Genomic DNA, 24,154 nt, shown 5'->3' on the forward strand with positions numbered 1-24,154 from the left:
TGTGACCAGGCACACTTTTTGCTTATGGCGAGCGAAGCGAAAGCCCAGGGGGCTCCCGACACGAACGCCGGTCAGCCCGAGCTGAAGCGGGCCATCGGGTCGAAGCTGCTGCTGTTCTTCGTGATCGGCGACATCCTCGGCACCGGTGTGTACGCGCTGACCGGGACGGTGGCAGGCAAGGTCGGCGGGGCGCTGTGGGTGCCCTTCCTGCTGGCCTTCGTGGTGGCCTTCCTGACCGCGTTCAGTTACCTGGAACTGGTCGGCAAGTACCCGAAGGCCGCGGGCGCCGCGCTGTACACCAACCGCGCGTTCCGGATGCCGTTCCTGACCTTCATGGTGGCCTTCGCGGTGATGTGCTCCGGCATCACCTCGGCCTCCTCGGCGGCGGTGGCCTTCGGCGGCACCTACCTCAAGGCGTTCGTGGAGACCCCGGGCCCGTGGGTGGCCATCGGGTTCCTCGCGCTGCTCGCCTTCATCAACTTCCGCGGCGTCGGCGAGTCGGTCAAGGCCAACGTGGCGCTGACCATCGTCGAGCTGGGCGGCCTGCTGATCGTGATCGGCATCGGCGTCTACGCGGTGTCCAACGGCATGGGCGAGCCGTCCCGGCTGCTCGAGTTCAACACCGCCGACCAGAGCACGCTGATCGCGATCACCTCGGCCACCTCGCTGGCCTTCTTCGCCATGGTCGGGTTCGAGGACTCGGTGAACATGGCCGAGGAGTGCAAGGACCCGGTGCGGATCTTCCCGCGCTCGATGCTGATGGGCATGGGCATCGCGGGCTCGGTCTACCTGCTGGTCGCGATCACCTCCTCGCTGCTGGTGCCGGCCGGTGACCTGGCCGCGGCCAAGAGCAGCGCACTGCTGAAGGTGGTCCAGATCGGCGCCCCGGCCTTCCCGCTGGCGCTGTTCGCCTTCATCGGCATGTTCGCGGTGGCCAACTCGGCGCTGATCAACATGCTGATGGCCAGCAGGCTCGTCTACGGCATGGCCAACGAGCGGATCATCCCGCTGCCCTTCGGCAAGGTGCACCAGACCCGGCGCACCCCGTGGATCGCGATCCTGTTCACCAGCATCATCGCGGTGATCCTGGTGTCCACCCTGGACATCAGCATCCTGGGCGGCACCACCGCGTTGCTGCTGCTGATCGTGTTCACCGTGGTCAACATCGCCTGCCTGGTGCTGCGCAAGGAGAAGGCGGCGCACAAGCACTTCAGGGCGCCCACCGTCGTGCCCATCCTGGGTGCGGTGACCTGCGCCTACCTGGCGCTGCCGTTCTCCGGGCGACCGTGGGACGACTACAAGCTGGCCGGCATCCTGCTCGGTATCGGCCTGTTGCTGTGGTTCGTCAACTGGTTCTTCGTCCGCCGGACCAACGGCAAGATCGAGTTCGACGCCGCCAACCTCGGCAAGAACTAGGCAGCGTGTTTGACTGCTCGCCGTGACGGTGAATGGCGAGCAGTTCGAGATCACCGACGGCCCGGTCCGGGCGGTGATCAACGAGGTGGGGGCGGCGCCGCGGATCCTGGAGATCGGCGGCCTGCCCTACCTGGAAACCTATCCCGATGAGCACACCCCGCCGATGGGCTGCGGCGCGGTCCTGGTGCCATGGCCCAACCGGGTGGGCGGCGGCCGCTGGACCTACGCGGGCGAGACCCAGCAGCTCGCGCTGACCGAACCGGCCCGCGGCAACGCCAGTCACGGCCTGGTGCGCTACACCTCCTGGCAGCCGGAGTCCCGTTCCGCCGCGGAGATCACCCTGGGCGCGGACGTCAACGTGCAGCCCGGCTGGCCGGTCCGGCTGCGCACCACGGTGACCTACCGGGTGCACGCCGAGGGCCTGACCGTCACGCACACCGTGGCCAACCGCGGTCACCGGGAGATCCCGTTCGGCGTGGGCGCGCACCCGTACCCGAGGGCGGGCGCGGCCGCCACCGACGACTGCACCCTGGAACTGGCCGCCACCACCGCGGTCGAACTCGACCCCGAACGCAAGATCCCTACCAGCGCACCGGCCCCGATCGCGGGGACCGACCTGGACTTCCGCACCGCCCGCCCACTGCGGGGCGTCGAGCTGGACACCGCCTTCGGCGGCTGCCTGCCGGCCGAGGACGGCCTGGTGCACCACCTGCTGCGTGGCCAGGACGGCGGCGTGGAGCTGTGGGCGGACCCGGTGTTCTCCTGGGTGCAGGTCTACACCCCCGACGGGTTCCCCGGCCGCGGCCGCGCGGTGGCCATCGAGCCGATGACCTGCCCGCCGGACGCGCTGAACAACGGCCTGGACCTGATCACCCTCGAACCGGGACAGACCTGGTCGGCGAGCTGGGGGATCAGAGCAGTCGGTTGATCTCCGCGGCCACCAGCCCGGGTTGCTGCACCGGGACCAGGTGGTCGGACTCCTCGGCGAGGACGTGCCTGCCGTGCGGGAGTCCGGCGGCGAAGTCCCGGTGCGCGCTGATCAGCAGCGGCCGCAGCTTCTTCTCCACCGGCCCCGTGCGGCCTGCCGAGATCACCGTGGTCGGCACCTGCGGCGGACTCAGCGGTGGCAGTTCGGCCAGGCCGCCGGGCAGCGCGCGCACCTCGGTGGCCGCGGTGCGCAGGAAACCGGGGCTCAGCTCCTCGGCGGTGATCTCCCTGGCCGCCTCCGGCGGGAAATCCCGGTGCAGCCGCCCGGCCAGCAACGCCGTCAGCAGGCCGGTGCGGGCCAGTAGCGCGCCGGCCCGGTAGCCCAGGCTGACCAGCCGGAAATGCCGATCCTGGTGGTAGTGCGGCAGTTCCTCCTGCACCTGGTCCACCAGCACCAGTCCGGCGACCAGGTCCGGCCGCAGGTGCGCGAGGTGCCGGACGACCACCCCGCCCAGGCTGTGCCCGACCAGCACCGCGCGCTGGATCCCTTCGGCGGCAAGGAGATCGAGCAGATCGGCGGTCATCCTGGCCACCGTGCGCCCGCCCGGATCGGGGTCGCTGCGGCCCAGTCCGGCCCGGTCGTAGACCAGGGTGGCCGCCCGCACCAGTGGTTCCACCAGGGTCCAGCTGCCGCGGTTGGCGCCGATGCCGGACTCGAAGACCACCACCGGTTCGCCCGCACCGCGGCGGATCCGGTGCAGCAGACGGCCATCGCGGGTACGCGGGTGCTCGGTCATCGCCGCGCAGGGTGCCATGGCACGAGCGGATGAACCCCGGCAACACGCCGCCCGTCCCGTTGGCCGCCCCGCCCGGCCGCTGTTTCACTACCCGAATGGCCCAAATCCAGGTGCAGCTGGGCGATGTCCAGGAAACCCTGCTCGCCACCCTGTACGCCCGCGCGGTCGAGACCGGCAAGAAACGGGGCCTGCTGCGCGATGAGACCGCGGCCCGGATGGTGGCCCGGATCGACTACGACTTCACCCGTTTCGGCCGCTCGCCGATGCTGCTCGGCTCGGTGCTGCGCACGCTGATCCTGGACGAGTGGGTGCGCGAGTTCATCGACGCGCACCCCGGCGGCACCGTGATCGAGATCGGCGCCGGGCTGAACACCCGGTTCGAGCGGCTGGACAACGGGCGGGTGCACTGGGTCGACCTGGACCTGCCGGACGCGATGGCGCTGCGCCGCCGGTTCTTCACCGAATGCGACCGGCGCAAGCTGCTCGGCGCCTCGGTGCTGGCTGAGGACTGGCCGGATGCCGTCCGCGAGCTGCCCGGACCGTACTTCTTCGTGGCCGAGGGCGTGCTGCTGTACTTCCCGCCGGCCCAGGTCCGGCTCGCGCTGGCCGGGCTGTCCCGGCACTTCCCCGGCGCGGGCCTGGCCTTCGACACCGCGGGACGCTGGCTGGTGGACAACCAGGACGCGCCGGTGTTCGAGAAGACCGTGGCCGCCAGCTTCCGCTGGGGCTGCGACGACCCGGCCGAGATCGCCGGCTGGGGCCTTGGCCTGGCCCACCGCGAGTCCCGCACCCTGCTCCAGCTGCCCAAACGGCTGGCCCGCTCGCTGCCGCCGCAGACCCGCGCCACCCTCGGCGTGGTGCGGGCCGCGCTGCGCAGCCGGGCCCGCGGCTACCAGGTGAGCCTGTTCGACCTGGAACCGCACGTGCCCGAACCGACCTCACCGGGTGACCGGATCACCTGACCGAACCGGACAAGACCCTTCGGCCCAGCCGCATACTCCGTTAGCGTTCCCGCCGTGGACATCGCGATCACCGGTGGATATGTGGTGCCCGTCGAGGGCGAGCCGATCGACGGCGGAACGGTGCTGATCAGCGGCGGCAGGATCGTCGCGGTCGGCACCCAGGACGCCGTGGAGGTGCCAGAGGACGCGCAGGTCGTGGACGCGGCAGGCACCTGGGTGCTGCCCGGGTTCGTCGAGGGCCACGCGCACGTCGGCATCCACGAGGAGGCCGAGGGCTGGGCCGGCCAGGACACCAACGAGATGACCGACCCCAACGGCGCCCGGCTGCGTGCGATCGACGCGATCAACCCGGCCGACACCGGTTTCGCCGACGCGCTCTCCGGCGGGGTCACCACCGCGGTGGTGAAACCCGGCTCCGGCAACCCGATCGGCGGCCAGACCGTGGCGCTCAAGTGCTGGGGCCGGACCGTGGACGAGATGGTCGTGGTCAACCCGGCCAGTGTGAAGAGCGCGCTGGGTGAGAACCCCAAGCGGGTCTACGGCGACCAGAAGAAGCTGCCCTCGACCAGGATGGGCGTGGCCGCGGTCATCCGCGACACCTTCGTCAAGGCCCAGGACTACAAGGCCAGGCGCGAGCACGCCGCCGCCGAGCACAAGCCGTTCGACCGGGACCCCACGCTGGAGATCCTGGTCAGGGTGCTCGACCGGGAACTGCCCTGGGCCCAGCACAGCCACCGCGCCGACGACATCGCCACCGCGCTGCGGCTGGCCGAGGAGTTCGGCTACCGGCTCATCGTCCACCACGGCACCGAGGCGCACCTGATCGCCGACCTGCTGGTCGACCGGGACATCCCGGTGGTCATCGGCCCGCTGTTCACCGCCAGGTCCAAGGTGGAGCTGCGCCAGCGCTCCCTGCGCAACCCCGGCCTGCTGGCCAAGGCGGGTGTGCAGATCGCGCTGACCACCGACCACCCGGTGGTGCCCATCCACTTCCTGGTGCACCAGGCCACCCTGGCGGTCAAGGAGGGCCTGGACGCGCGCACCGCGCTGCGCTCCATCACGGTCAACCCGGCCAGGATGCTCGGCCTGCAGGACCGGATCGGCTCGCTCAAGCCCGGCGCGGACGCCGACGTGGTGCTCTGGTCCGGCGACCCGCTGGACGTGATGAGCCGCGCGCTGCGGGTCTTCGTGGACGGCCGCGAGGTCTACACCTTCGACGAGCACCGCGGCGAGGGCGTCGTGCTCAGCCCCTACCAGCGAGGAGCCAGTTCGTGATCATCGTCGGCGGCGAGGCACTGGTCGACCTGGTCCCCGACCCGTCCACAATGGACGGTGAGCTGGGGCCGCTGCTGCCGCGCCTTGGCGGCGGGCCGTACAACGTGGCGGTGGCGCTGGGCAGGCTGGACGTGCCGACCGGGTTCGTCTCCCGCCTGTCCACCGACCAGTTCGGCGACGCGCTGCTGGACCGGCTGGTCACCGCGGGCGTGGACGTCGGCGGCGTGCAGCGCGGCGCGGAGCCCACCACGCTGGCCGTGGTCGGCCTGGCCGCGGACGGCTCGGCCCGCTACTCCTTCCACACCGAGGGCACCGCGGACCGCCTGGTCACCGACCCCGGTCCGCTGGACTCCAGGGCCACCGCACTGGCCCTTGGCACCCTCTCGCTGGTGCTGGAGCCCGGCGCGAGCGTGTACGAGCAGATGATGCGGCGGGAGGCCGGGCGCGGCCTGTTCGTCTCGCTGGACCCCAACATCCGGTCCGGACTCATCCCGGACGCCGAGGCCTACCGGGCCCGGTTCCGGAGCTGGCTGCCGCACGTCACCCTGCTCAAGCTGTCCGTGGAGGACGCCGCCTGGCTGGCCGACGGCGACCCGCAGGCCGCGGTCGCGGACTGGCTCACCGCCGGACCGGCCGCGGTCGTGCTCACCAGCGGCGGCGAGGGCCTGACCGTGCGCACCGCCGAGGGCCTGACCGCGCACGCGGCGGCGACCGCGGTGGACGTGGTGGACACCATCGGCGCGGGCGACACCGTGCACGCGGCCACCCTGGGCTGGCTGTCCCAGCAGGGCGCGCTGTCCCGGCAGGCGCTGCTCGCGCTGACCGGGCAGCAGTGGCGGCAGGCGCTGGAATTCGCCGGGCGGGCCGCCGCGCTGACCTGTTCGCGGGCCGGGGCCGAGCCGCCGTATGCGGCCGAACTCCAGGCTCGCTAATAGGTCGGATTTCGGCTGGAAAATATCGGATTCCGGTGTGTTCCGGCACACCGGACCGATATTTCCCCGTGCTGGATCAAGGCCGATCAAGAATCACCGTGGGTAGCCGAACTGCGTTGCGCGGCCAACTGGTCCAGTCCACTGAGTGACCCCGGTTACTAGTGGGTACTCCACTACCCGATTGCGATCTTGATCGATGCATCTGGCACTGTAGTGAGCGTCACGTACCCCGCTGGCCTGCGGGGATCTGGTCTTGATCGATCGGATTCCCTAGGTTGGACCCCACCGGTTCCACTCAGGTAACCGGACGGGCGTTATGTGATACCTGTCCCAGATGTGCCGCAAGGCCACTCACGCGGCTGCGCTGGGATGTAACGCCCACTAGCGTGACCACTGACAGGACCCCAACGAGGCGGTTGCTGCGGGTGGTGGCAAACCCACCCCGCGCGCGTGAAGCGCCTCGCCTTAGCGTGAGAGGGACTCGCATGCCCGACGCGACGACCGCGCCAGATTCGACGGTGAAACCAGCCAACGTCGCGCTACGTTATGAGGGCGGGGAGCATCCGATGCCGGTGGTCTCGGCCACCGACGGAGCGCCCGGCTTCGAGCTTGGCAAGCTGCTCTCCACGACCGGGATGGTCACCCTCGACCCCGGTTTCGTGAACACCGCCTCCTGTGCCTCGGAGATCACCTACATCGACGGTGACGCGGGCATCCTGCGCTACCGCGGTTACCCGATCGAGCAGCTCGCAGCGCGCTCGAGCTTCGTCGAGGTCAGCTACCTGCTGATCTACGGCGAACTGCCCACCCAGGCGCAGCTCGACGAGTTCACCGGCAAGATCAGCAGGCACACCCTGCTGCACGAGGACCTGAAGCGGTTCTTCGACGGCTTCCCGCGTGACGCGCACCCGATGCCGGTGCTGTCCTCCGCGGTATCCGCGCTGTCCACCTTCTACCAGGACAGCCTGAACCCGTTCGACGACGAGCAGGTGGACATCACCACGATCCGGCTGCTGGCCAAGCTGCCGACCATCGCGGCGTACGCCTACAAGAAGTCGGTCGGCCAGCCCTTCCTCTACCCGGACAACTCCCTCGGCCTGGTGGAGAACTTCCTGCGGATGACCTTCGGGCTGCCCGCGGAGCCCTACGAGGTCGACCCGGCGCTGGCCCGCGCCCTCGACCTGCTGCTCATCCTGCACGCCGACCACGAGCAGAACTGCTCCACCGCGACCGTGCGGCTGGTGGGCTCCTCGGAGGCCAACCTGTTCGCCAGCGTCTCGGCGGGCATCAACGCGCTGTTCGGCCCGCTGCACGGCGGCGCCAACCAGGCCGTGCTGGAGATGCTGAACAAGATCCACGCGGACGGGGGTGACGTCGACTCGTTCGTGAAGAAGGTCAAGAACAAGGAGGACGGCGTCCGCCTGATGGGCTTCGGCCACCGGGTCTACAAGAACTACGACCCGCGCGCGGCGATCATCAAGAAGACCGCTGACGACGTGCTGGGCAAGCTGGGTGTGCAGGACCCGCTGCTGGACATCGCGCTCAAGCTGGAGGAGTACGCGCTCAGCGACGACTACTTCGTCGAGCGCAAGCTGTACCCGAACGTCGACTTCTACACCGGCCTGATCTACAAGGCCATGGGCTTCCCGACCCGCATGTTCACCGTGCTGTTCGCGCTGGGCAGGCTGCCAGGGTGGATCGCGCAGTGGCAGGAAATGATCAAGGACCCCGCTCGCAAGATCGGTCGTCCGCGCCAGGTCTACATCGGCGCCGCCGAACGCGACTACGCGCCGATCACCGCCCGCTGATCGCCTGACACCACAGAAGCGGCCCCGGTTCGCATCCCCTGCGGATGTGCCGGGGCTGTTTGCTGTGGGTACCTTCCCGGCATGACGGCTGTGCTCTGGTTCCGGCGGGACCTGCGACTCGGCGACCACGCCGCCCTGCTGGCCGCGGCGGGCCGCTCGCCTGCCGTGCTCGCGGTGTTCGTGCTCGACGACGCCCTGCTCCGCCCGTCAGGGCCGGTGCGCCGGAGTTTCCTCTACCGGAGCCTGCGCGCGCTGGAGGAGCAGCTCGACGGCCGCCTGCTGGTGCTGCGCGGCGATCCGGCGGCGGAGATCCCGAAGATCGCGGCGGCGGTCGGCGCGGGCAGCGTGCACGTGTCCGCCGACACCGGTCCGTACGGCAGGGCCAGGGACGAGCGGGTGGCGGAAGCCTTGGCGGACAAGGGGATCGAGTTCGTCCAGACCGGTTCGCCGTACGCGGTCACGCCCGGCAGGGTGCGCAAGGGCGACGGCACCCCGTTCAAGGTCTTCACCCCGTTCCGCCGCGCCTGGGCCACCCACGGCTGGCGGGCGCCCGCGGACACCGATTCGTCCACAGTGGACTGGATTGCGCAGGCGGGTGGCGTGCCGATTCCCGCGGAGGAGGACCTCGGTGGGATCGTGTTGCCCGAGGCGGGCGAACGGGCCGCGCTGGCCGCCTGGGAGTCCTTTGTGGACGAACGGGTGACCAGGTACGCGGAACGGCGGGACCGGCCCGATGTGGACGGCACCAGCCGGATCTCGCCCTACCTGCGCTGGGGGCAGCTGCACCCGCGCACGCTGCTCGCCGAACTGGCCGGGCGGGAGGGCGAGGGCGCGGAGACCTACCGCAGTGAGCTGGCCTGGCGGGAGTTCTACGCCGATGTGCTCTGGCACCGCCCGGACACCGCCCGCGGCAACTACGACCGCCGCTTCGACCGGATCGAGCACAACACCGACGAGGAGCTGTTCACCGCCTGGCGGCTGGGCCGGACCGGCTTCCCGATCGTGGACGCCGGCATGCGCCAGCTGCTGGCCGAGGGCTGGATGCACAACCGGGTCCGCATGATCACCGCCAGCTTCCTGGTCAAGGACCTGCACCAGCCGTGGTGGCGCGGGGCCAGGCACTTCATGCGGCACCTGGTGGACGGCGACCTGGCCTCCAACCAGCACGGCTGGCAGTGGACCGCGGGCTGCGGCACCGACGCGGCCCCGTACTTCCGGGTGTTCAACCCGGTCACCCAGGGCGAACGTTTCGACCCGGCAGGGGACTACGTGCGCCGGTACGTGCCCGAACTCCGTGGTGTGCCGGGGAAACGGGTGCACAAGCCGGGCGAGGTGCCCGGCTACCCGGCGCCGATCGTGGACCACGCCGAGGAACGCGAGGTCGCGCTGGCCCGGTACGCGGCCACCCGGGACTAGGCGCCGGGGCAGGAGCCCGAACTAGCGCGGCCGGTGCGGAAGAACTCCACCGCCTCGCGCGCGCAGGGCAGTCCGGACAGCGAACCGTGGTGGTCGTCCTCGACGGTGAGCACCGTGCCGCCGATCCGCTCCCGCATCAGCCCGGTCCACTCGTACGGGGTGACCGGCTCGAACCGGTGCCCGACCAGCTGCAGCGGACTGGTCCCCGGCCTGAACTCCCAGGGCCGCACCGGCAGCTCCCAGCCCGCGCAGGTGCCGTCCCAGAAGCCGGGGGAGCCCAGCAGCGGGTACTTCTGGATCCGTTCCTGGCGCAGCCGGTAGATCGTCTCGAAGTCGCGGGCGCTGGTCGAGGAGTTGCACAGCACCGCGGTCTGCTGGAAGGAGTTGCCGCCGGTGGGCGTGGTGTCCCAGCCGGAGCGCTCCGCGCCGCCACCGCCGTCGCGCAGCGCGGCCAGTGCCTTGGCCGCGCTCGGCCAGTCCCAGCGCGGCCCGGCCAGGTGCTGTTGCGCCTGCTCGCCGTGCTTGTCCCGCAACTGCTTCAGCGCCGCCAGCACCGCGGCCTGGGTGCGGCCGAAGTGGTACTCGCGGTCGCGCTGGGCCAGCCAGGCGGCGAAGTCGTGCACGGACCGCTCACCGGCCGCCACCTGCCCGTCGTCCATTGTGGACAGACTCAGGTCCGGCGTCATCACCGAGTCCAGCAGCATCCGGTCCACCTGCCGGTCGAACTGGCTGCGGTAACTAGCGCCCAGCGCGGTGCCCCAGGACACCCCGTAGAAGCCGATCTTCCGCTCGCCCAGCGCGATCCGGATCCGGTCCACGTCCCTGGCGATGTTCTCGGTGGTCAGGTTGCGCACGAACTCGGTGTCCAGCCCGACGCACCGCCGGTTCACCCTGGCAGCACGCTCGAAGACGAACCAGGCCTTCTCCTTGTCGGACAAGGACGGCGGCGGTTCGGCGGTGTCACCGGGTTCGTGCGGGCAGGGCACATCCGCGCTGTACTGCACGCCGCGCGGGTCGAAGCCGATCAGGTCGTGCTCCCGCCCGATCCCGGCCGCCCTGCTCTCGCTGATCTTCCCCGGCTGGGTGATCCCGGCATGCCCCGGACCACCGGGGTTGAACACCACCACACCCCGCCGGCGAGCCGGATCGGTGGGCCCGCACCCGAGAGACCGCGATACCGATGCTGCGCCCGCCCGGCCGCGCGTAGTCCACCGGCACGGTCACCATCGCGCACTCGGTGCGCAGATCCTCCGGCGACCAGTCCCTGGCAATGTCCTTACACAACCGCCAGCCCAGCCCAGGCCCCGCCGGCGTGTTGGCCGTTGTCGTACACAGTGTTGGCCGAACTGGTACGCCATCCGGCCAAGACACCGTCCACAACGGCCAACACACCGTACGAGAACGGCCAACACGGTCTTCAGGCGGACTTGAGTGCGTCGCGCAGCTTGACGCGGCCGCCGGTGCGCAGCACCGCGCTGGAGTAGATCCGTCCGGCCAGCCGGATGAAGGCGAACAGTCCGGCCACGGTGAGCACCACTGACACCGCGATCTCCCAGCCCGCGGCCACATCCATCGCGATCCGCGCGGGCATGATGATCGGCGCGAACGGCGGGATCATGGACAACACCTGGAGCAGCGTGCTGTCCGGGCTGCGCGGCAGCATCAGGAAGGTGAGCACCGCTGGCAGCACCGCGGCCATCATCACCGGCTGCACCACCGAACCGACCTCCTCCTGCCGGGCGACCAGCGCGGCCGAGGCGGCGAAGAGGGTGCCGAAGGTGAAGAACCCGGCCAGGTACCACAGCACCCCGGTCACCAGGGTGCCGGTGATCTGCCCGCCGGGCAGGGTGAGCTGGTCGGTGCTGGTGGCCGCGGTCAGCGCCACCGCGGTGATCACACTCATCTGCAACAGCCCGGCCAGCCCGATCCCGGCGACCTTGCCTGCCAGCAACTGCCACGGCCGCACCGTGGAGAGCAGCAGTTCCACCACCCGGCTGGACTTCTCCTCCACCACGCCCTGCGCCACCGCCATGCCGAAGATCATCAGCGACATGTAGAGCAGTGCGGTGAGGCCGATCGCGATGCCCAGCCGCTGCCCGCGTTCCGGATCCTCCGGCTCGATCTTGTCCACCTGCACCCTGGCCTCGGCCAGCGTCCGGCGCACCTGCGCCGGGTCAAGCCCGGTCTGCGCCTGGGCCAGCTGGGCGTCCAGGGCCTGCTGCCGGACCACCTCGTCCAGGCTGCCGCGCACCGCGTCGTTGAGGCTGTTCTTCACCAGCACCCGCAGCGAGCCCGGCGCACCGCTGACCAGCACGTCGATCGCGCCGTCCTTGAGCTGCTTCTCGCCGTCGGCGGCATCGGGCACCTCGACGGTGTCCACCTGCTCGCCGAAGCCCTTGGCGGTGGCCTTGAGCTGCTCAGCCACCGCGCTGGCCTGACCGGTCAGGCCGACCGTGCTCTTGGAGTTGGACTGGCTGATGAAGTAGATGAGGCCGACGTAGGCGCCGATCAGCGCGATGATCACCAGGGTGCTGATCACGAAGGACTTGGAGCGCACCCGGGTGTTCAGCTCGCGGCGGGCCACCAGCCACACCGCGCGGGCCGGGGTCAGGGGGCTGCTGCTCATGCCGGGGTTCCCTCGGTGACGACGTTGCGGAACAGTTCGGTCAGCGTGGGCCGGTGCGGGCTGAACTCGCGCACCTCGCCGGTGCGTACCGCCGCGGCCAGCACGGTCTGGCTGTCCGTGCCCGGCGCCAGCTCGATCAGGAACCGGGACCCGTCCACGCTCAGCTCGGTGACCCCTGGCAGCTCACGCGCCCAGTCCGCCGGCGCGTAGGGCAGGTCGAGCAGGTAGCGGTCGCTGCCGCCGGTGCGCAGCTCGGACACCTTGCCGTTGACCACCATCTGTCCACTTCGGATGATCCCGACCCGGTCGCAGAGCCGCTCAACCAGGTCGAGCTGGTGACTGGAGAACATCACCGGCACCCCGGCCGCGCACTTCTCCCGCAGCACCTGGCTCATCACGTCCACCGCCACCGGGTCCAGCCCGGAGAACGGCTCGTCCAGCACCAGCACCTCGGGATCGTGCACCAGCGCCGCGGCCAGCTGCACCCGCTGCTGGTTGCCAAGGCTGAGCTTCTGGACCTCCTCGTCCCGGCGCGGGGCCAGGCCAAGTCGTTCGGTCCACTCCTCGGCGGCCTTGCGCGCGCCCTTGCTGGAGAGCCCGTGCAGTTCGGCCAGGTAGACCAGCTGCTCAAGCACCTTCATCTTCGGGTACAGGCCGCGTTCCTCCGGCATGTAGCCGATGTTGCGGCGGGTCTCGAAGTCCACCGGGCGCCCGTTCCAGCGCACTTCGCCGGAGTCGGCGGCCAGCACACCCAGCGCGATGCGCATGGTGGTGGTCTTGCCCGCGCCGTTGCTGCCGACGAAGCCGAACAGCTCGCCGGCCCCGATCGAGAAGGTCATCTCCCGCAGGGCGACCACTTCGCCATAGCGCTTGGAGACCCGATCGATCTCCAGCACTGCCTCAGCCACGGCGTTTTCCTCTCGGTTGTCCACTTCGCGCCCAGGACGCGGGTGCCGGTGTCCACTATCTCCCAGCCAGCCGATAATCGAGCTGATTCCGGGCCGTCGTGAGCAGCCTGACACCCAGCGCCCAGAACCGCAGCGGCTAACCCGCGCGTTGCGCGAGCACCCGGTAGGCGTTGCCGCCGTTGCCGCGCTTGATCACCTGGTGCGCCAGCTTGTCGGTCAGCCAGCTCAGCACCAGCAGCGGCGCGCCCGCCAGCATGATCGTCCGGTACCGGGCCCGCCGCCACCAGGTGGCAGGCACCGGCCGCCAGGGCTGGTTCGGGTTGCGGGCCAGCCGGTTCAGGCCCAGCGCGAGGGCCATGGTGAGGTCCATCGACTGGTCCGCGCGGCCGCGGTCCTGGGCCACCACGGCGAAACCGCGTTCGGTCAGCGCGCGCACCAGGTTGTCCCTGGGGATCATGTGCTGGTGCTGCGGCGGGAACCAGGGCATCCAGTAGGTGCGCAGCAGCCGCCCGTAGCCCGAGGCCGGGTTGGGCACCTCGATGAGCAGGAAACCCCCTGCGGACAACACCTTCGCCGCCGCGTCCAGCTCCTCGAAGGGCTCCCTGGTGTGCTCCAGGTAGTGGAACATGCTGAGCACGTCGTAGCGACCGGCGAGTTCGGCGGCCAGCTCCGGGAACTGGCCGCGGTAACCGCGGTCCACCCAGCCGCGCCGGGCCGCCTCCTCGATGCCTGCGCCCAGGTCCAGGCCGTCGAAGGCGGTCTCCGGCCAGACCTCGCGGGCCAGGTTGGCGAAGTGGCCGTGCCCGCCGCCCACGTCCAGCCAGGTCTTCGGGGTGGTGAACGGGGCCACCATCTCGGCCCGCCGCCGGTACACCGCGGGGCCGGCGGAGAACGCGGTCTCCGCGGTGCGCGCGCCCTCGCCGTCGTAACAGTCGCGGTAGTAGAAGTCGAGTCCGGCCAGGTTGAGCCGGGGGTTCTGGAACACGTGCCCGCAGCCTGCGCAGCGTTCCAGGGTGAACCGGCCTGGCTTGTTCAGCACCAGGTCGGCGCAGCGCACGTGCGGGGACAGCGCCGCCGAACCGCACCACGGGCAGTCCGGGCGGCGGGACTCGAAGAAGCGGTCGGTGCCCTGCGCGAGTTCGGCGGCGTAGGCAGCGCGCAGTTCGGCCACCCGGTCGCCGCGGGTCCTGGTGCGCCACAGCGCGGCCAGTGTGCGGGCCCAGTTCGCCGGATCCAGCACCAGCCGCAACGCGACCTGGCGGTGCAGGTCGGCCGGGCGGACCGGGCTGCTCGCGAAGACCAGGTAGGGCTGCAGGCTGAACAGCGCGAGCGCGCCAAGGCCCAGGATCGGTTGCGCGACAACGGAGGTGAGCAGCGCGGCGTAGCAGACCAGCGGCGGCAGCACGGCGCGGAACAGCCCGCGTTCGGCGCGCAGCCGCCCGGCACGCTGGGCCGGGGACTCGGTGAGCGCGCCGAGTCCGGGGGCGACCGCGAAATCCGTTGCGGTGCAGGCCAATCGCTTCAGTCTGGTGGTGAGTCCGGCGGTGGTCACGGTGTCCGGGTCCGCGATCAGTTCCTCGCGTTCGGCCACCCTCGGCGCGACCAGCAGCGCGTGCCCGGCCCCGCCCGCACTGGCCAGCCGGTTGGCCAGGAAGTCCTTGCCCAGCCCCGCGCGGGCCAGGTCCAGCGCCCTGGTCACGCCGAGACCGCGCGGGATCAGGTCCAGCACGGCCAGCCCCTGCCTGCGCGCCCAGTCCTCGGCCGCGGCCATGGTCCGCTCCGGCAGTTCGGCGCCCTTGGCGAGCACGAACTGGAAGCGGCCGTGCGGACCGGGTTCCTCATCATCGAGCACGGGCAGCCAGCCGAGCTGCCCGCGCAACCGGAAACCGTTGAGCACCAAGGCGATCATCGTGATCACCGGCAGCCAGCCCAACATCGAACTCATGTCAGCATCTCCACCTGGTCGGCCGCCGCCGCGGTGCCACCGGCGTCGGCGAAGGACGCCCGGATACGTTCGGCCGCCGCTCGGTACCCAGGGAAGGTCAGCACATCCAGGATCGACTCCCGCAGCTCGGCCGGTCCGACCCGGCCGAACCGCACCCGGCGCCCCGCCCCCGCTTCCACCACCTGGTTGGCGATGGTCGGCTGGTCGTCGCGGATCGGTGCGACCACCAGTGGCAGGCCATGTGCGAGTGACTCGCACACCGTGTTGTGCCCGCCATGGCATACCACCGCGTCGGTCCTGGCCAACACCTCCAGTTGGGGCACGAACTCCCGCACCAGCACATGGGCCGGAAGTTCTCCAAACAACTTGGGTGGCGCGGCGATGGTGACCTGGAGCCGGGAGCCCAGCGGCTCGACCGCGGCGAGCACCGCGTTGAGGAAGCGGGCCCCGTTCTCCCGGTCCACCGTGCCCAGGGTGACCAGCAGGTGCTGCCGCCGCCCGTCCAGCCAGTGCCACGGGTAGTCCACGGTGGCGGCCCTGGCGCCGAGCGAGGGGCCGACGAAGGCGTAGTGATCGGGGAACTCCCGCTGCGAGCCGACCAGGCAGCGGGTGGTGTAGGCGAGCACCAGGTACTCGGAGAAGCGCAGGTCGCCACGTTCGGCCACGGCCAGCGGCACCCGGTGCGCGCGTTGCAGCCCGTCCAGCTGCTCGCGTACCCAGGCGCCGAACTTGGGCACGGTGACGAACGGGTCGGTCAGTTCGGCCGAGGTGGTGGCCGAGGTGACCCAGGGCAGCCCGTGCTGCCTGGCGACCACGCCACCGGCCAGCGCCTGCTGGTCCACCACCAGCAGGTCGGGCCCGAACCGGCCGACCGCCTCGGCCACCCCTGGCAGGCTGGACTCGGCCAGCGGGATCAGGAAGTCCCGCCAGAGGAACTGGAAGGCGGCCGGTCCGCGTAAGCCGTGCGAGCGGGCGACCACCTCGGTCAGCCAGTCATCCGGCCCGCGCTGCACCGGGATGAGCCGGTCCGGGTCGGGCAGCAGCGGGGCGATCACCTCGCGGTGCCCGACCCAGGCGACCTCGTGCCCGCGCCCGGCCAGCTCGTGGCCCAGCGCCACCGTCGGCAGGGTGTGCCCGGCCAGCGGCGGCACCACGAACAGCACCCTGCTCACCGCAACCACCTGGCCAGCACTTCCCTGACCAGGCCGGTCGCCCTGGTCAGCAGCATGTGCGACTGCTCGGGCAGGATCTCCAGCTCCAGCTGCGGCAGGTACTTCTGCAACACGCTGACCTCCGGCAGCAGCTCGGACTCGGACCCGTAGACGGCCAGCACCGGCATGCTCACCATGGCGTAGCGCTCCGGGCTGAACGGCTCCTGCTCGCCCATGTCCGCGACCAGGGTGGTGTGCCCGATGAGCTGTTCGACCTGGTTGACCGTCCGGTCCCACTTGCGGCCGCTCATGTGCGTGAAGTTGTGGTCGAAGGCCCCGACGGCGGCGTCGGTGAGGGTGTCGGCCATCCGCTCGCCCCAGCCGGGGGTGGGCACCAGCGACTCGATCAGCATGATCCGCTCCACCCGGTCCGGGCAGTGCGCGGCGAAGGCCAGCGCGAGCAGGCCGCCGTAGCTGTTGCCGACCAGCCGGACCGGGCGGTGCTCGCCGAGGGCGTCCAGCAGCGCGTGCAGGTCGGTGACCGAATCGTCCAGGGTGTAGCCGGTCGGCGGCCGTTCGCTGCGGCCGTGGCCGCGCAGGTCGTAGCAGAGGGTGCGCGTTCCGGTGGTGGCCGCGGGGGTGGCCAGGGTGAGGTAGAGGCCGGAGAGGTTGTCCACGACCAGGCCGTGCAGGAAGACCACCAGGGGGGCATCAGGGCTGGTCTGCGGGGTGGACAGGGGCTGGACGTGGAAGGTGAGGTTGTTGGCGCGGACCTCGGTCATGGGGCGGCTCCGCGCTCGCCTGCCAGGCAGTCGGCGAGGTAGCGGACCAGGTGGCCGACGGTCAGCCCGACCGTCTCGGCCACGTCCTTGTCGGCCAGGAAGGCGGCGAAGTTGACCCTGCTGCCGTAGTGCTCGCGCAGCTTGGCCGAGAGCGCGACGAACTCGATGCTCTCCAGTTCCAGGTCCTCGTTGAACGAGGTGTCCATGGTGATGTCGATGCTCTGCGCGTACTCCTGGCCGATCACGGCCGTGAGCAGCTCGGTCACCGTGGCGAGCACCTGCTGCTCCACCGCGGGCGCCAGATCTGCGTAACTCATCGCGTTTCACTCCTGTCACGGTGGCTGCGAACACCGGTGATGACGGGACACCGCGGACGTGGGCCGCAGGGGGCCGTCCTTTGTGGAGGGTCCAGGGCGGTGCTTTCCCCAAGGTGACAGGATTCAAGCCGGAATTGCTTGTCGTTGCGGCGAAAACGCCGCCAAGACAACCCGTTTGAATGACGCCGCAAGCAATTTACCGGCGGCGGCTACGCTGTGTCGTCAGAGACCCTCGTGCGCCCTGCGCACCAGCTCGGTGACGGAGTCCAAGGCCCGCAACCGATCCGCGGGCACCAGGCCGATCCGGCTGCGCCGGTCCAGCACGTCGTCGGCGTCCAGCGCGCCCTCGTGCCGCACCGCCCACACCACCTCGGCCGCGGTGACCCCGAGTCCGTCGGCGACCTCGGCGCCCAGCCTGGGGTCGAGCTGGGCCAATGCGGACAGTCGCACGGCTTCCGCGCCATAGCGGGCAACCAGCCGCGGCGCAGCCTCCATTGTGGACAGATATTCGGCAGGCGCGGCGCCGACCAGCGGGACCTGGGTGCTGCGCGAGGGGCCCGCGGCCAGGCCGCGGCGGGCGATCGCGGCGTCCACCGCGTCCGCGGCCATTTTCCGGTAGGTGGTGAGTTTGCCGCCCACCACCGTGGTAACCCCGTCCGGCGAGGTGAGCACGGCGTGTTTGCGGGAGAGGTCCGCGGTGCGGCCACGAGTACCCGGAAGATCGATCAAGGGGCGCAGACCGGCGAACGCGCCGAGCACGTCGGCCGGGCCGAGCCGCCGGGCCAGCACGGTGTTGGCCACGTCGAGCAGGAAGTCCACGTCGGCCTGCGGGACCTCGGGCACGTCGGGGACCGGGCCGTCCATGGGTTCGTCGGTCAGGCCGAGGTAGACCCGGCCGTCGAGCTGGGGCAGCAGCAGCGCGAACCGGTTGCGCTCGCCGGGCACCGGCACGGTCAGCGAGGTGCCGCCGATGCCCACCGTGCCCGCGTCCAGCACCAGGTGGGAGCCCCTGGAGGGCCGCAGCCGGACCCCTGGCACGAGGCGGTCGGCCCACACGCCGGTGGCGTTGACGACGGCCTTGGCCCGGATGGTGACCCTCGCGCCGGTGAGCCCGTCCACGATCTCGCCGCCGGAGCCGTCCAGGTGCAGGGCCCTGGCCCTGGTGATGATCCGGGCGCCGAATCCGGCCGCGGTGCGGGCCAGCGCGACCACCAGGCGCACGTCGTCGACCAGCTGGCCGTCGTAGGAGAGCAGTCCGCCCCGCAGTCCGCTCACCCGCAGGCCGCCTGCCAGCGCCAGCGCCTCCGCGGCCGGGACCCGGCGGGGTGGCGGCAGCAGGGCGCCGGGGGTGCCCGCGGTGCGGCGCAGCAGGTCGCCCGCGCGCAGGCCGGTCATCAGCACGGTCTCGTTGCCGCGGCTGACCCCGGCGCCGCGGGCGCTGCGGTGCAGTGGGATGAGCTGGGGCAGGGTGCGCACCAGGTGCGGGGCGGTGCGGGTCATCAGCAGGCCGCGTTCGACCGCGCTCTCCCTGGCCAGGGCCACATCGCCCTTGGCCAGGTAGCGCAGGCCGCCGTGCACCAGCTTGCTGGAGAACCGGGAGGTGCCAAACGCCAGGTCCTGGGCCTCGACCAGGGCCACGGACAGGCCGCGGGCGGCCGCGTCCAGGGCGACCCCGGCGCCGGTGACGCCGCCGCCGACCACCAGCAGGTCGACCTGGCCTCCGGCAGTGAGCCAGGCCAGGTCAGCGGCCCGGCGGGTGGCGTTGAGCGAGGTCGCGCGCAGGGACCCGGTGGGCAGCGTGGGCACGGTCATGGGCGCAGCACCGCGTCCAGGCCGTGTCGCAGCTCGGCCAGCAGCCCGGTCTCATCCGGTTCGGCCACGGCCAGCCGCAGCGAGAACACCACCGACTGCACCATCAGGAACAGCAGCCTGCACTGCGCGGCCACGTCGCCGGGCCGCACCGAGCCGTCCGCGTGCCCAGCGAGGACCTGTTCGCGCAGGAACTGTTCGGCCAGCCGCTGGGTGCTGCCCACCCGTTGCACCAGGTAGGGCAGCAGCAGTTCGGGGTCGACCTCCAGGATGGTGCGCATCAGCGGGTTCACCGCGACCGCGTGCCCGGCGGCCACCGCCCCGGCGACCAGCCGGGCCCGCGCGTTCGGTTCCGTGGCCGCCTCGGCGGCGACCGCGCTGAGCAGGCCGCGGAACTCGCGGGTGAGCAGTGCGGCGACCAGGCTGGTGACGTCGGGGAAGCGCCGGTACAGGGTCATCCGGCTCACCCTGGCCCGCCGGGCGACCTCGGTCAGCGTGGTGCGGCGCACGCCGACGGCCAGCACGCAGTCCTTGGCCGCGGCGAGCAGGACCTCGTCATCCACCCGCTGGCCGCGGACCACCGGTGGTGCTTCGGAGGTGTGACACTCGGACCCCATGTGTCACACTGTAGCGGTGACCGAGCGCATCGACCACACCCTCCGCAACACCTGGACGCCCGAGGGCGCGAAGGCGGCCCACCTGCCGCCGCACGCGCTGCGCTGGCTCCGCTCCCGGATCGGCCTGGCCGAGGTGGCCACCCCGGTCGGCCCGGCCTCGCTGCACACCGTGGCCGATTCGGCGCTGCCCCCGGCCGCGCTGGCCGCCCTGGTGGCGGTGGTCGGCACGGCAGGCGTGCTGACCGACCGGGACGCCAGGCTCGGCCGCTCCGGCGGACTGTCCTATGTGGACCTCATGCGGCACCGGGGCGGCGGCGAGCCCGCGGTGCCGGACGCGGTGGTGCTGCCTGCCGATCCCGAGCAGGTGCAGCGGGTGCTGGAGGTCTGCGCCGAACACGGCGTCGCGGTGGTGCCCTTCGGCGGCGGAACCTCGGTGGTCGGCGGGGTCAACCCGCTGCGCGGGGACAAGGCCTCGGTCATCGCCCTCGACCTGCTCCGGCTGGACAAACTGGTCTCGGTCGACCCGATCTCGCACACCGCGGTCTTCCAGGCCGGGGTACGCGCGCCGGACGCGGAACGGCTGCTGGAGGCGCACGGCTTCACCCTCGGCCACTTCCCGCAGTCCTTCGAGCGGGCCACCCTCGGCGGGTTCGCCGCCACCCGCTCGGCCGGGCAGGCCTCGGCGGGCTACGGCCGGTTCGAGGACATGGTGCACGCGCTGCGGCTGGCCACCCCCGCCGGTGAGCTGCGCCTGGGCGGCAGCCCAGCCTCGGCCGCCGGTCCGGACCTGAAACAGCTGGTCATCGGCAGCGAGGGCGCGTTCGGCGTGATCACCGAACTCACCCTGCGGGTGCGCGAGGCGCCCACCTTCCACCACTACGAGGGCCTGGTCCTGGACGGCTGGGAACGCGGTGCGCTGGCCCTGCGCGCACTCGCCCAGCAGCGGGTGCTCGCCGATGTCACCCGCCTGTCCGACATGGACGAGACCGAGGCATCCCTGGAACTCGCGGGCGGCTGGAAGGGCAAGGCACTGCGGGCCTACCTGCGCACCCGCGGCGTGGTCGCGCCCTGCCTGCTCATCCTGGGCTGGGAAACCACCTCCCCGCGCGAGCTGGCCACCCGGCGGCAGGCCGCGCTTCGCGCGCTGCGCGAGTTCAGTCCGGTGCGGCTGGGCCGCCCGCTGGGCGAGGCCTGGCGCAAGGGCCGCTTCGGTGGACCCCGGCAGCGGGATCTGCTGCTGGACGCCGGGGTGTGCGTGGAAACCCTGGAGACCGCCACCGACTGGGCCGGGCTGGCCGCGTTGCGCACCGGCGTGCGCGGTGCGCTCACCGACTCGCTGAGCACCGCGGGTTCGCGGCCGGTGGTGATGTGCCACGTCTCGCACGCCTACGAGACCGGCGCCTCGCTCTACTTCACCGTGCTCAGCCCGCGTGCCGAACAGGCGCCGCTGGAACAGTGGCAGCGCGCCAAAATCGCGGCCTGCGAGGCCATCGTCAACCACGCCGGCACCATCACCCACCACCACGCGGTCGGCGTGGACCACGCGCCCTGGCTGGCCGCCGAGGTGGGCGAACTGGGCCTGGACGTGCTGCGCGCGGTCAAGGCCCGGCTGGATCCGACTGGAGTTCTTAACCCCGGAAAGCTGGTGTCACCGGGGGAGAGGCCCTAGGGTCCGAAAATGGCCGGTGATGTGCTGATCCGTTCCGTCCGCCCGTGGTCCTCCGCGGCCGACACCCCGGCGATCGATGTGCTCTGCCAGGCCGGGGCGATCGCCGCGCTGGGATCCGATCTCACCGCGCCACCAGGGATTCCCGAGGTCGACGGCGGTGGCGGGGTGCTGCTGCCCGGCCTGGTCGCCGCGCACGTCCGGCCGCGCCCGGGACAGGCCGAGGCCACCCTGGCCCGGCTGGTCGAGGCCGGCGTCACCCTCGCACGGGTGCACGGACCGGCCGAGGACCTGGACGAGGTGCTGGCCGCCCGCGAGCTGTTCGCCGACCGGGCCAGGATCCAGGTCGTGGCCTTCGTGGCCGGTGGGCTCATCCGCGAGGAACGCGGCGAGAAACTCCTGGACGCCGCGGTGGCCGCGGGCGCCGACCTGCTCGGCGGGCTGGACCCGGCCGGGCACGACCGCGATCCGGTGCGCCACCTCGACCTGCTCTTCGAGCTGGCCCAACGGCATTCGGCCGGCATCGACCTGCAACTGCGCGACCCCGGCGAACTGGGCGCCTTCGAGATCGAGCTGATCTGCGAACGGGTCGCCGCCCTTGGCATGCGTGGCCGGGTCACCCTCTCGCACTGCCTCGCACTGTCCACAGTGGAGGATCACCGGCGCGAGCTGCTGGCCGAACTGCTGGCCGAGCACGGCATCTCGGTCACCACGCTGGCCACCGCCTGGGGCGATCCGCTGCCGCTGCGCCGGTTGCGCTGGGCCGGGGTGCCGGTCGGCCTCGGCGATGACGGCGGCGATCTGCTCGACCAGGCCTGGCTGCTGGCCCAGGCCAATGAGTTCGAGCGGGACGACGAGGTCGAACTGTGTGCCGACGTGGCCACCAGGGACGGCGCGCGGGCGCTGCGGGTCGGCGGCTACGGCGTGATCGAGGGCGACCGGGCCGACCTGATGGTGCTGGCCGCGGACTCCGTCGCCGAGGCGGTACGGCAACGGCCGCCGCGCACCCTGGTGGTGCACGACGGCCGCGTGGTCCGCAACGCTTAGACGGTCACCAGCATCTTGCCGGTGTTGGCGCCCTTGAGCAGGTCAAGGAACGCCTGCGGGGCGTTGGTCAGACCGTCCACCACGGTCTCCCGGTAGGTGAGCTTGCCCTCGGCCAGCCAGGTGCCGACCTCGGCGAAGAACTGCTCCTGCATGGGCTGGTACTCCGAGACGATGAAGCCGCGCACGTTCAGGCCCTTGGCCAGCACCTGGATCATGTTGCGCGGGCCGACGGTCTCGCCGGTCTCGTTGTACTGCGAGATGGCCCCGCACAGCGCGAACCGGGCGCCCTGCTTGGCCGAGTAGATCGCGGCCTCCAGGTGCTCCCCGCCCACGTTGTCGAAGTAGACGTCGATGCCCTCGGGCGCGGCCTCGGCCAGCAGCTCGGCGACCGGGCCGTCCTTGTAGTTGAACGCGGCGTCGAAGCCCAGCTCCTTGACCAGGTACTCCACCTTCTCCGCGCTACCGGCCGAGCCGATCACCCTGGAAGCGCCCTTGAGCTTGGCGATCTGGCCCACCAGCGAGCCGACCGCGCCGGCCGCGCCGGAGACGAACACGACATCGCCCTCGCGGAACTGGGCGGCGGCCAGCAGACCGGCGTAGGCGGTCAGGCCGGGCATGCCAAGCACACCGAGGAAGGCGCCTGCCGGGGCCAGGTTCGCGTCCACCTTGACCACCTGCTTGGCCGCGACCTTGGCGTACTCGCGCCAGCCGCCCATGTGCAGCACCAGGTCACCGACGGCGAAGCCGGGGTCGTTGGAGGTCACGACCTCGCCGACCGCGCCGCCCTGCAGCGTCTTGCCCAGCTCGAACGGCGGGATGTAGGACTGCGTGTCGTTCATCCGGCCACGCATGTACGGGTCGACGCTCATGACCTTGTTGCGCACCAGCAACTCACCCTCGCCTGGGGTGGGCACCTCGGCCTGGACCAGGTCGAAGTTGTCCTGGGTGGGCCAGCCCTCGGGACGGGAGGCGAGACGGATTTCCAGGCCGGTGGACGGGGTGGTCATGCTGAGCTCCTCAACTGAGAATGTGTCACTCACTGACAAAAAACATACCATGACAATAGGCGTTCGGCGACACCTGGCGTAGACTGACGGATGTGAGCATGGTCAAAGAGGAGCTGGGCCTGCGCGAGCGCAAGAAGTTGCGCACCAAGAACGCGCTGGTCGACGCCGCCCTGGAGCTGTTCTTCAGCAAGGGGTTCGAGGCCACCACGGTCGAGGAGATCGCCGCCGCGGTGGAGATCTCGCCGCGCACCTTCTTCCGGTACTTCGCCGGCAAGGAGGACGTGGCGCTGTCCCAGTTCGCCGAGCTGGACGAGTTCTGCATCGCCGCACTGGCGCAGCGTCCGGCCGACGAGCCACCGGTGGCCGCCACCCGCACCGCCTACCTGGCCATGTTCGACCACATCGCCGCCTTCGACGGCGGCCCGGCCCGCTACAGCGCCACCCACCGGCTGATCAGTCAGACGCCGACCCTGTTCGCCCGCTGGCTGTCCACCTCGGCGGTCTCCGAGCGCAGGCTGGCCGAGGTCATCGCGACCCGGCAGGGCGTGTCCGCGGCCGAGGACATCCGCTGCCGGCTGCTGATCCGGGTGCTGTGCGCGAGCGCGCGACTGGGCATGGAGGTGGCCTGCCAGCGCGGCTACTCGACCCTGGACGAGCTGCGGGCGCAGGTGATCGAGTCGATGGACCTGGGCATCGCTGGCCTGCCCGCCGCCTGGTCCAGCTCCGGCGAACGCTGGTGAGTCCGG

General features: G+C 71.2%; 21 protein-coding genes. 10 read left to right on the plus strand and 11 right to left on the minus strand.

The features are described 5' to 3' along the window. Positions 1-24 precede the first annotated feature (24 nt). Positions 25-1,416, plus strand: coding sequence for an APC family permease (locus HNR67_RS08310; protein WP_185001492.1), 1,392 nt, complete (start codon positions 25-27; stop codon positions 1,414-1,416). A gap of 22 nt (positions 1,417-1,438) precedes the next feature. Continuing rightward, positions 1,439-2,344, plus strand: a complete 906-nt coding sequence (locus HNR67_RS08315) for an aldose 1-epimerase family protein (protein ID WP_185001493.1) — start codon at positions 1,439-1,441, stop codon at positions 2,342-2,344. Here HNR67_RS08315 and HNR67_RS08320 read toward each other — a convergent pair. Continuing rightward, positions 2,328-3,140 carry an alpha/beta fold hydrolase gene (locus tag HNR67_RS08320; RefSeq protein ID WP_185001494.1) on the minus strand — a complete coding sequence of 271 codons (813 nt, stop codon included), beginning with the start codon at positions 3,138-3,140 and terminating at the stop codon, positions 2,328-2,330. The two genes, HNR67_RS08315 and HNR67_RS08320, sit on opposite strands and share 17 nt — an antisense overlap. A 95-nt stretch (positions 3,141-3,235) precedes the next feature. Here HNR67_RS08320 and HNR67_RS08325 point away from each other — a divergent pair, with 95 nt between their 5' ends. The 5 genes from HNR67_RS08325 (at position 3,236) to HNR67_RS08345 (ending at position 9,533) form a co-directional block, all read left to right on the plus strand. Then, positions 3,236-4,102 carry a class I SAM-dependent methyltransferase gene (locus tag HNR67_RS08325; RefSeq protein ID WP_185001495.1) on the plus strand — a complete coding sequence of 289 codons (867 nt, stop codon included), beginning with the start codon at positions 3,236-3,238 and terminating at the stop codon, positions 4,100-4,102. Between the two features lie 54 nt (positions 4,103-4,156). Then, positions 4,157-5,377, plus strand: a complete 1,221-nt coding sequence (locus tag HNR67_RS08330; protein ID WP_185001496.1) for an amidohydrolase — start codon at positions 4,157-4,159, stop codon at positions 5,375-5,377. Further along, entirely contained in the window at positions 5,374-6,309 is a 936-nt protein-coding gene (locus tag HNR67_RS08335) for a carbohydrate kinase family protein (RefSeq protein ID WP_185001497.1), read from the plus strand. Before HNR67_RS08330 ends, HNR67_RS08335 begins: the two co-directional genes overlap by 4 nt. Before the next feature lie 485 nt (positions 6,310-6,794). Beyond that, complete coding sequence (locus HNR67_RS08340; protein WP_185001498.1) at positions 6,795-8,117, plus strand: citrate synthase; 1,323 nt, start codon at positions 6,795-6,797, stop codon at positions 8,115-8,117. Positions 8,118-8,198: 81 nt separating this feature from the next. Continuing rightward, positions 8,199-9,533, plus strand: coding sequence for a cryptochrome/photolyase family protein (locus HNR67_RS08345; protein WP_185001499.1), 1,335 nt, complete (start codon positions 8,199-8,201; stop codon positions 9,531-9,533). Here HNR67_RS08345 and HNR67_RS46140 read toward each other — a convergent pair. The 9 genes from HNR67_RS46140 to HNR67_RS08390 all read right to left on the minus strand — a co-directional run bounded on the left by HNR67_RS46140 (position 9,530) and on the right by HNR67_RS08390 (position 19,688). Beyond that, on the minus strand, positions 9,530-10,654 hold the full coding sequence (locus tag HNR67_RS46140; protein WP_312986776.1) for an alpha/beta fold hydrolase: 1,125 nt from the start codon (positions 10,652-10,654) through the stop codon (positions 9,530-9,532). The two genes, HNR67_RS08345 and HNR67_RS46140, sit on opposite strands and share 4 nt — an antisense overlap. 296 nt (positions 10,655-10,950) lie before the next feature. Continuing rightward, positions 10,951-12,159, minus strand: coding sequence for an ABC transporter permease (locus tag HNR67_RS08355; RefSeq protein ID WP_185001500.1), 1,209 nt, complete (start codon positions 12,157-12,159; stop codon positions 10,951-10,953). Continuing rightward, complete coding sequence (locus tag HNR67_RS08360; RefSeq protein WP_312986778.1) at positions 12,156-13,067, minus strand: ABC transporter ATP-binding protein; 912 nt, start codon at positions 13,065-13,067, stop codon at positions 12,156-12,158. The genes HNR67_RS08355 and HNR67_RS08360 overlap by 4 nt, the downstream gene beginning before the upstream one ends. A gap of 136 nt (positions 13,068-13,203) precedes the next feature. Beyond that, positions 13,204-15,012: a class I SAM-dependent methyltransferase gene (locus HNR67_RS08365; protein WP_185001501.1), complete on the minus strand. Its 1,809-nt coding sequence runs from the start codon at positions 15,010-15,012 to the stop codon at positions 13,204-13,206. Next, the gene (locus HNR67_RS08370; protein WP_185001502.1) at positions 15,009-16,184 is read right to left on the minus strand and encodes a glycosyltransferase; all 1,176 of its coding nucleotides are present in this window, start codon (positions 16,182-16,184) and stop codon (positions 15,009-15,011) included. Before HNR67_RS08370 ends, HNR67_RS08365 begins: the two co-directional genes overlap by 4 nt. Next, entirely contained in the window at positions 16,181-16,945 is a 765-nt protein-coding gene (locus HNR67_RS08375) for an alpha/beta fold hydrolase (RefSeq protein WP_185001503.1), read from the minus strand. The genes HNR67_RS08370 and HNR67_RS08375 overlap by 4 nt, the downstream gene beginning before the upstream one ends. Beyond that, entirely contained in the window at positions 16,942-17,262 is a 321-nt protein-coding gene (locus HNR67_RS08380) for an acyl carrier protein (RefSeq protein ID WP_185001504.1), read from the minus strand. Before HNR67_RS08380 ends, HNR67_RS08375 begins: the two co-directional genes overlap by 4 nt. A 222-nt stretch (positions 17,263-17,484) precedes the next feature. Beyond that, a complete protein-coding gene (locus HNR67_RS08385) occupies positions 17,485-19,074 on the minus strand; it encodes a glycerol-3-phosphate dehydrogenase/oxidase (protein ID WP_425554137.1) in 1,590 nt (529 codons plus the stop codon). Beyond that, positions 19,071-19,688 carry a TetR/AcrR family transcriptional regulator gene (locus tag HNR67_RS08390; RefSeq protein ID WP_221489812.1) on the minus strand — a complete coding sequence of 206 codons (618 nt, stop codon included), beginning with the start codon at positions 19,686-19,688 and terminating at the stop codon, positions 19,071-19,073. The genes HNR67_RS08385 and HNR67_RS08390 overlap by 4 nt, the downstream gene beginning before the upstream one ends. Positions 19,689-19,704: 16 nt before the next feature. Here HNR67_RS08390 and HNR67_RS08395 point away from each other — a divergent pair, with 16 nt between their 5' ends. Both HNR67_RS08395 and HNR67_RS08400 read left to right on the plus strand, forming a co-directional pair. After that, positions 19,705-21,357: an FAD-binding oxidoreductase gene (locus HNR67_RS08395; RefSeq protein ID WP_185001505.1), complete on the plus strand. Its 1,653-nt coding sequence runs from the start codon at positions 19,705-19,707 to the stop codon at positions 21,355-21,357. Positions 21,358-21,366: 9 nt separating this feature from the next. Continuing rightward, positions 21,367-22,401 (plus strand): amidohydrolase family protein, encoded by a 1,035-nt coding sequence (locus HNR67_RS08400; protein ID WP_185001506.1) that lies wholly within the window; start codon positions 21,367-21,369, stop codon positions 22,399-22,401. Here HNR67_RS08400 and HNR67_RS08405 read toward each other — a convergent pair. Beyond that, entirely contained in the window at positions 22,398-23,408 is a 1,011-nt protein-coding gene (locus HNR67_RS08405) for an NADP-dependent oxidoreductase (RefSeq protein WP_185001507.1), read from the minus strand. The two genes, HNR67_RS08400 and HNR67_RS08405, sit on opposite strands and share 4 nt — an antisense overlap. Before the next feature lie 98 nt (positions 23,409-23,506). On the opposite strand from HNR67_RS08405, the gene HNR67_RS08410 reads away from it, so the two are divergent. Beyond that, the gene (locus HNR67_RS08410) at positions 23,507-24,148 is read left to right on the plus strand and encodes a TetR family transcriptional regulator (protein WP_246492993.1); all 642 of its coding nucleotides are present in this window, start codon (positions 23,507-23,509) and stop codon (positions 24,146-24,148) included. Positions 24,149-24,154: the final 6 nt, after the last annotated feature.

This window comes from Crossiella cryophila (assembly GCF_014204915.1).
GTDB classification, from domain to species: domain Bacteria; phylum Actinomycetota; class Actinomycetes; order Mycobacteriales; family Pseudonocardiaceae; genus Crossiella; species Crossiella cryophila.

Excerpts from the sequence above, each read along its gene's own strand:
- HNR67_RS08320 (WP_185001494.1), bottom strand. The coding sequence starts at position 3,140 with ATGACCGAGCACCCGCGTACCCGCGATGGCCGTCTGCTGCACCGGATC.
- HNR67_RS08340 (WP_185001498.1), top strand. The coding sequence starts at position 6,795 with ATGCCCGACGCGACGACCGCGCCAGATTCGACGGTGAAACCAGCCAAC.
- HNR67_RS08325 (WP_185001495.1), top strand. The coding sequence starts at position 3,236 with ATGGCCCAAATCCAGGTGCAGCTGGGCGATGTCCAGGAAACCCTGCTC.
- HNR67_RS08410 (WP_246492993.1), top strand. The coding sequence starts at position 23,507 with ATGGTCAAAGAGGAGCTGGGCCTGCGCGAGCGCAAGAAGTTGCGCACC.
- HNR67_RS08405 (WP_185001507.1), bottom strand. The coding sequence starts at position 23,408 with ATGACCACCCCGTCCACCGGCCTGGAAATCCGTCTCGCCTCCCGTCCC.
- HNR67_RS08375 (WP_185001503.1), bottom strand. The coding sequence starts at position 16,945 with ATGACCGAGGTCCGCGCCAACAACCTCACCTTCCACGTCCAGCCCCTG.
- HNR67_RS08355 (WP_185001500.1), bottom strand. The coding sequence starts at position 12,159 with ATGAGCAGCAGCCCCCTGACCCCGGCCCGCGCGGTGTGGCTGGTGGCC.
- HNR67_RS08390 (WP_221489812.1), bottom strand. The coding sequence starts at position 19,688 with ATGGGGTCCGAGTGTCACACCTCCGAAGCACCACCGGTGGTCCGCGGC.
- HNR67_RS08365 (WP_185001501.1), bottom strand. The coding sequence starts at position 15,012 with ATGAGTTCGATGTTGGGCTGGCTGCCGGTGATCACGATGATCGCCTTG.
- HNR67_RS08400 (WP_185001506.1), top strand. The coding sequence starts at position 21,367 with ATGGCCGGTGATGTGCTGATCCGTTCCGTCCGCCCGTGGTCCTCCGCG.
- HNR67_RS08310 (WP_185001492.1), top strand. The coding sequence starts at position 25 with ATGGCGAGCGAAGCGAAAGCCCAGGGGGCTCCCGACACGAACGCCGGT.
- HNR67_RS08385 (WP_425554137.1), bottom strand. The coding sequence starts at position 19,074 with ATGACCGTGCCCACGCTGCCCACCGGGTCCCTGCGCGCGACCTCGCTC.
- HNR67_RS08380 (WP_185001504.1), bottom strand. The coding sequence starts at position 17,262 with ATGAGTTACGCAGATCTGGCGCCCGCGGTGGAGCAGCAGGTGCTCGCC.
- HNR67_RS08345 (WP_185001499.1), top strand. The coding sequence starts at position 8,199 with ATGACGGCTGTGCTCTGGTTCCGGCGGGACCTGCGACTCGGCGACCAC.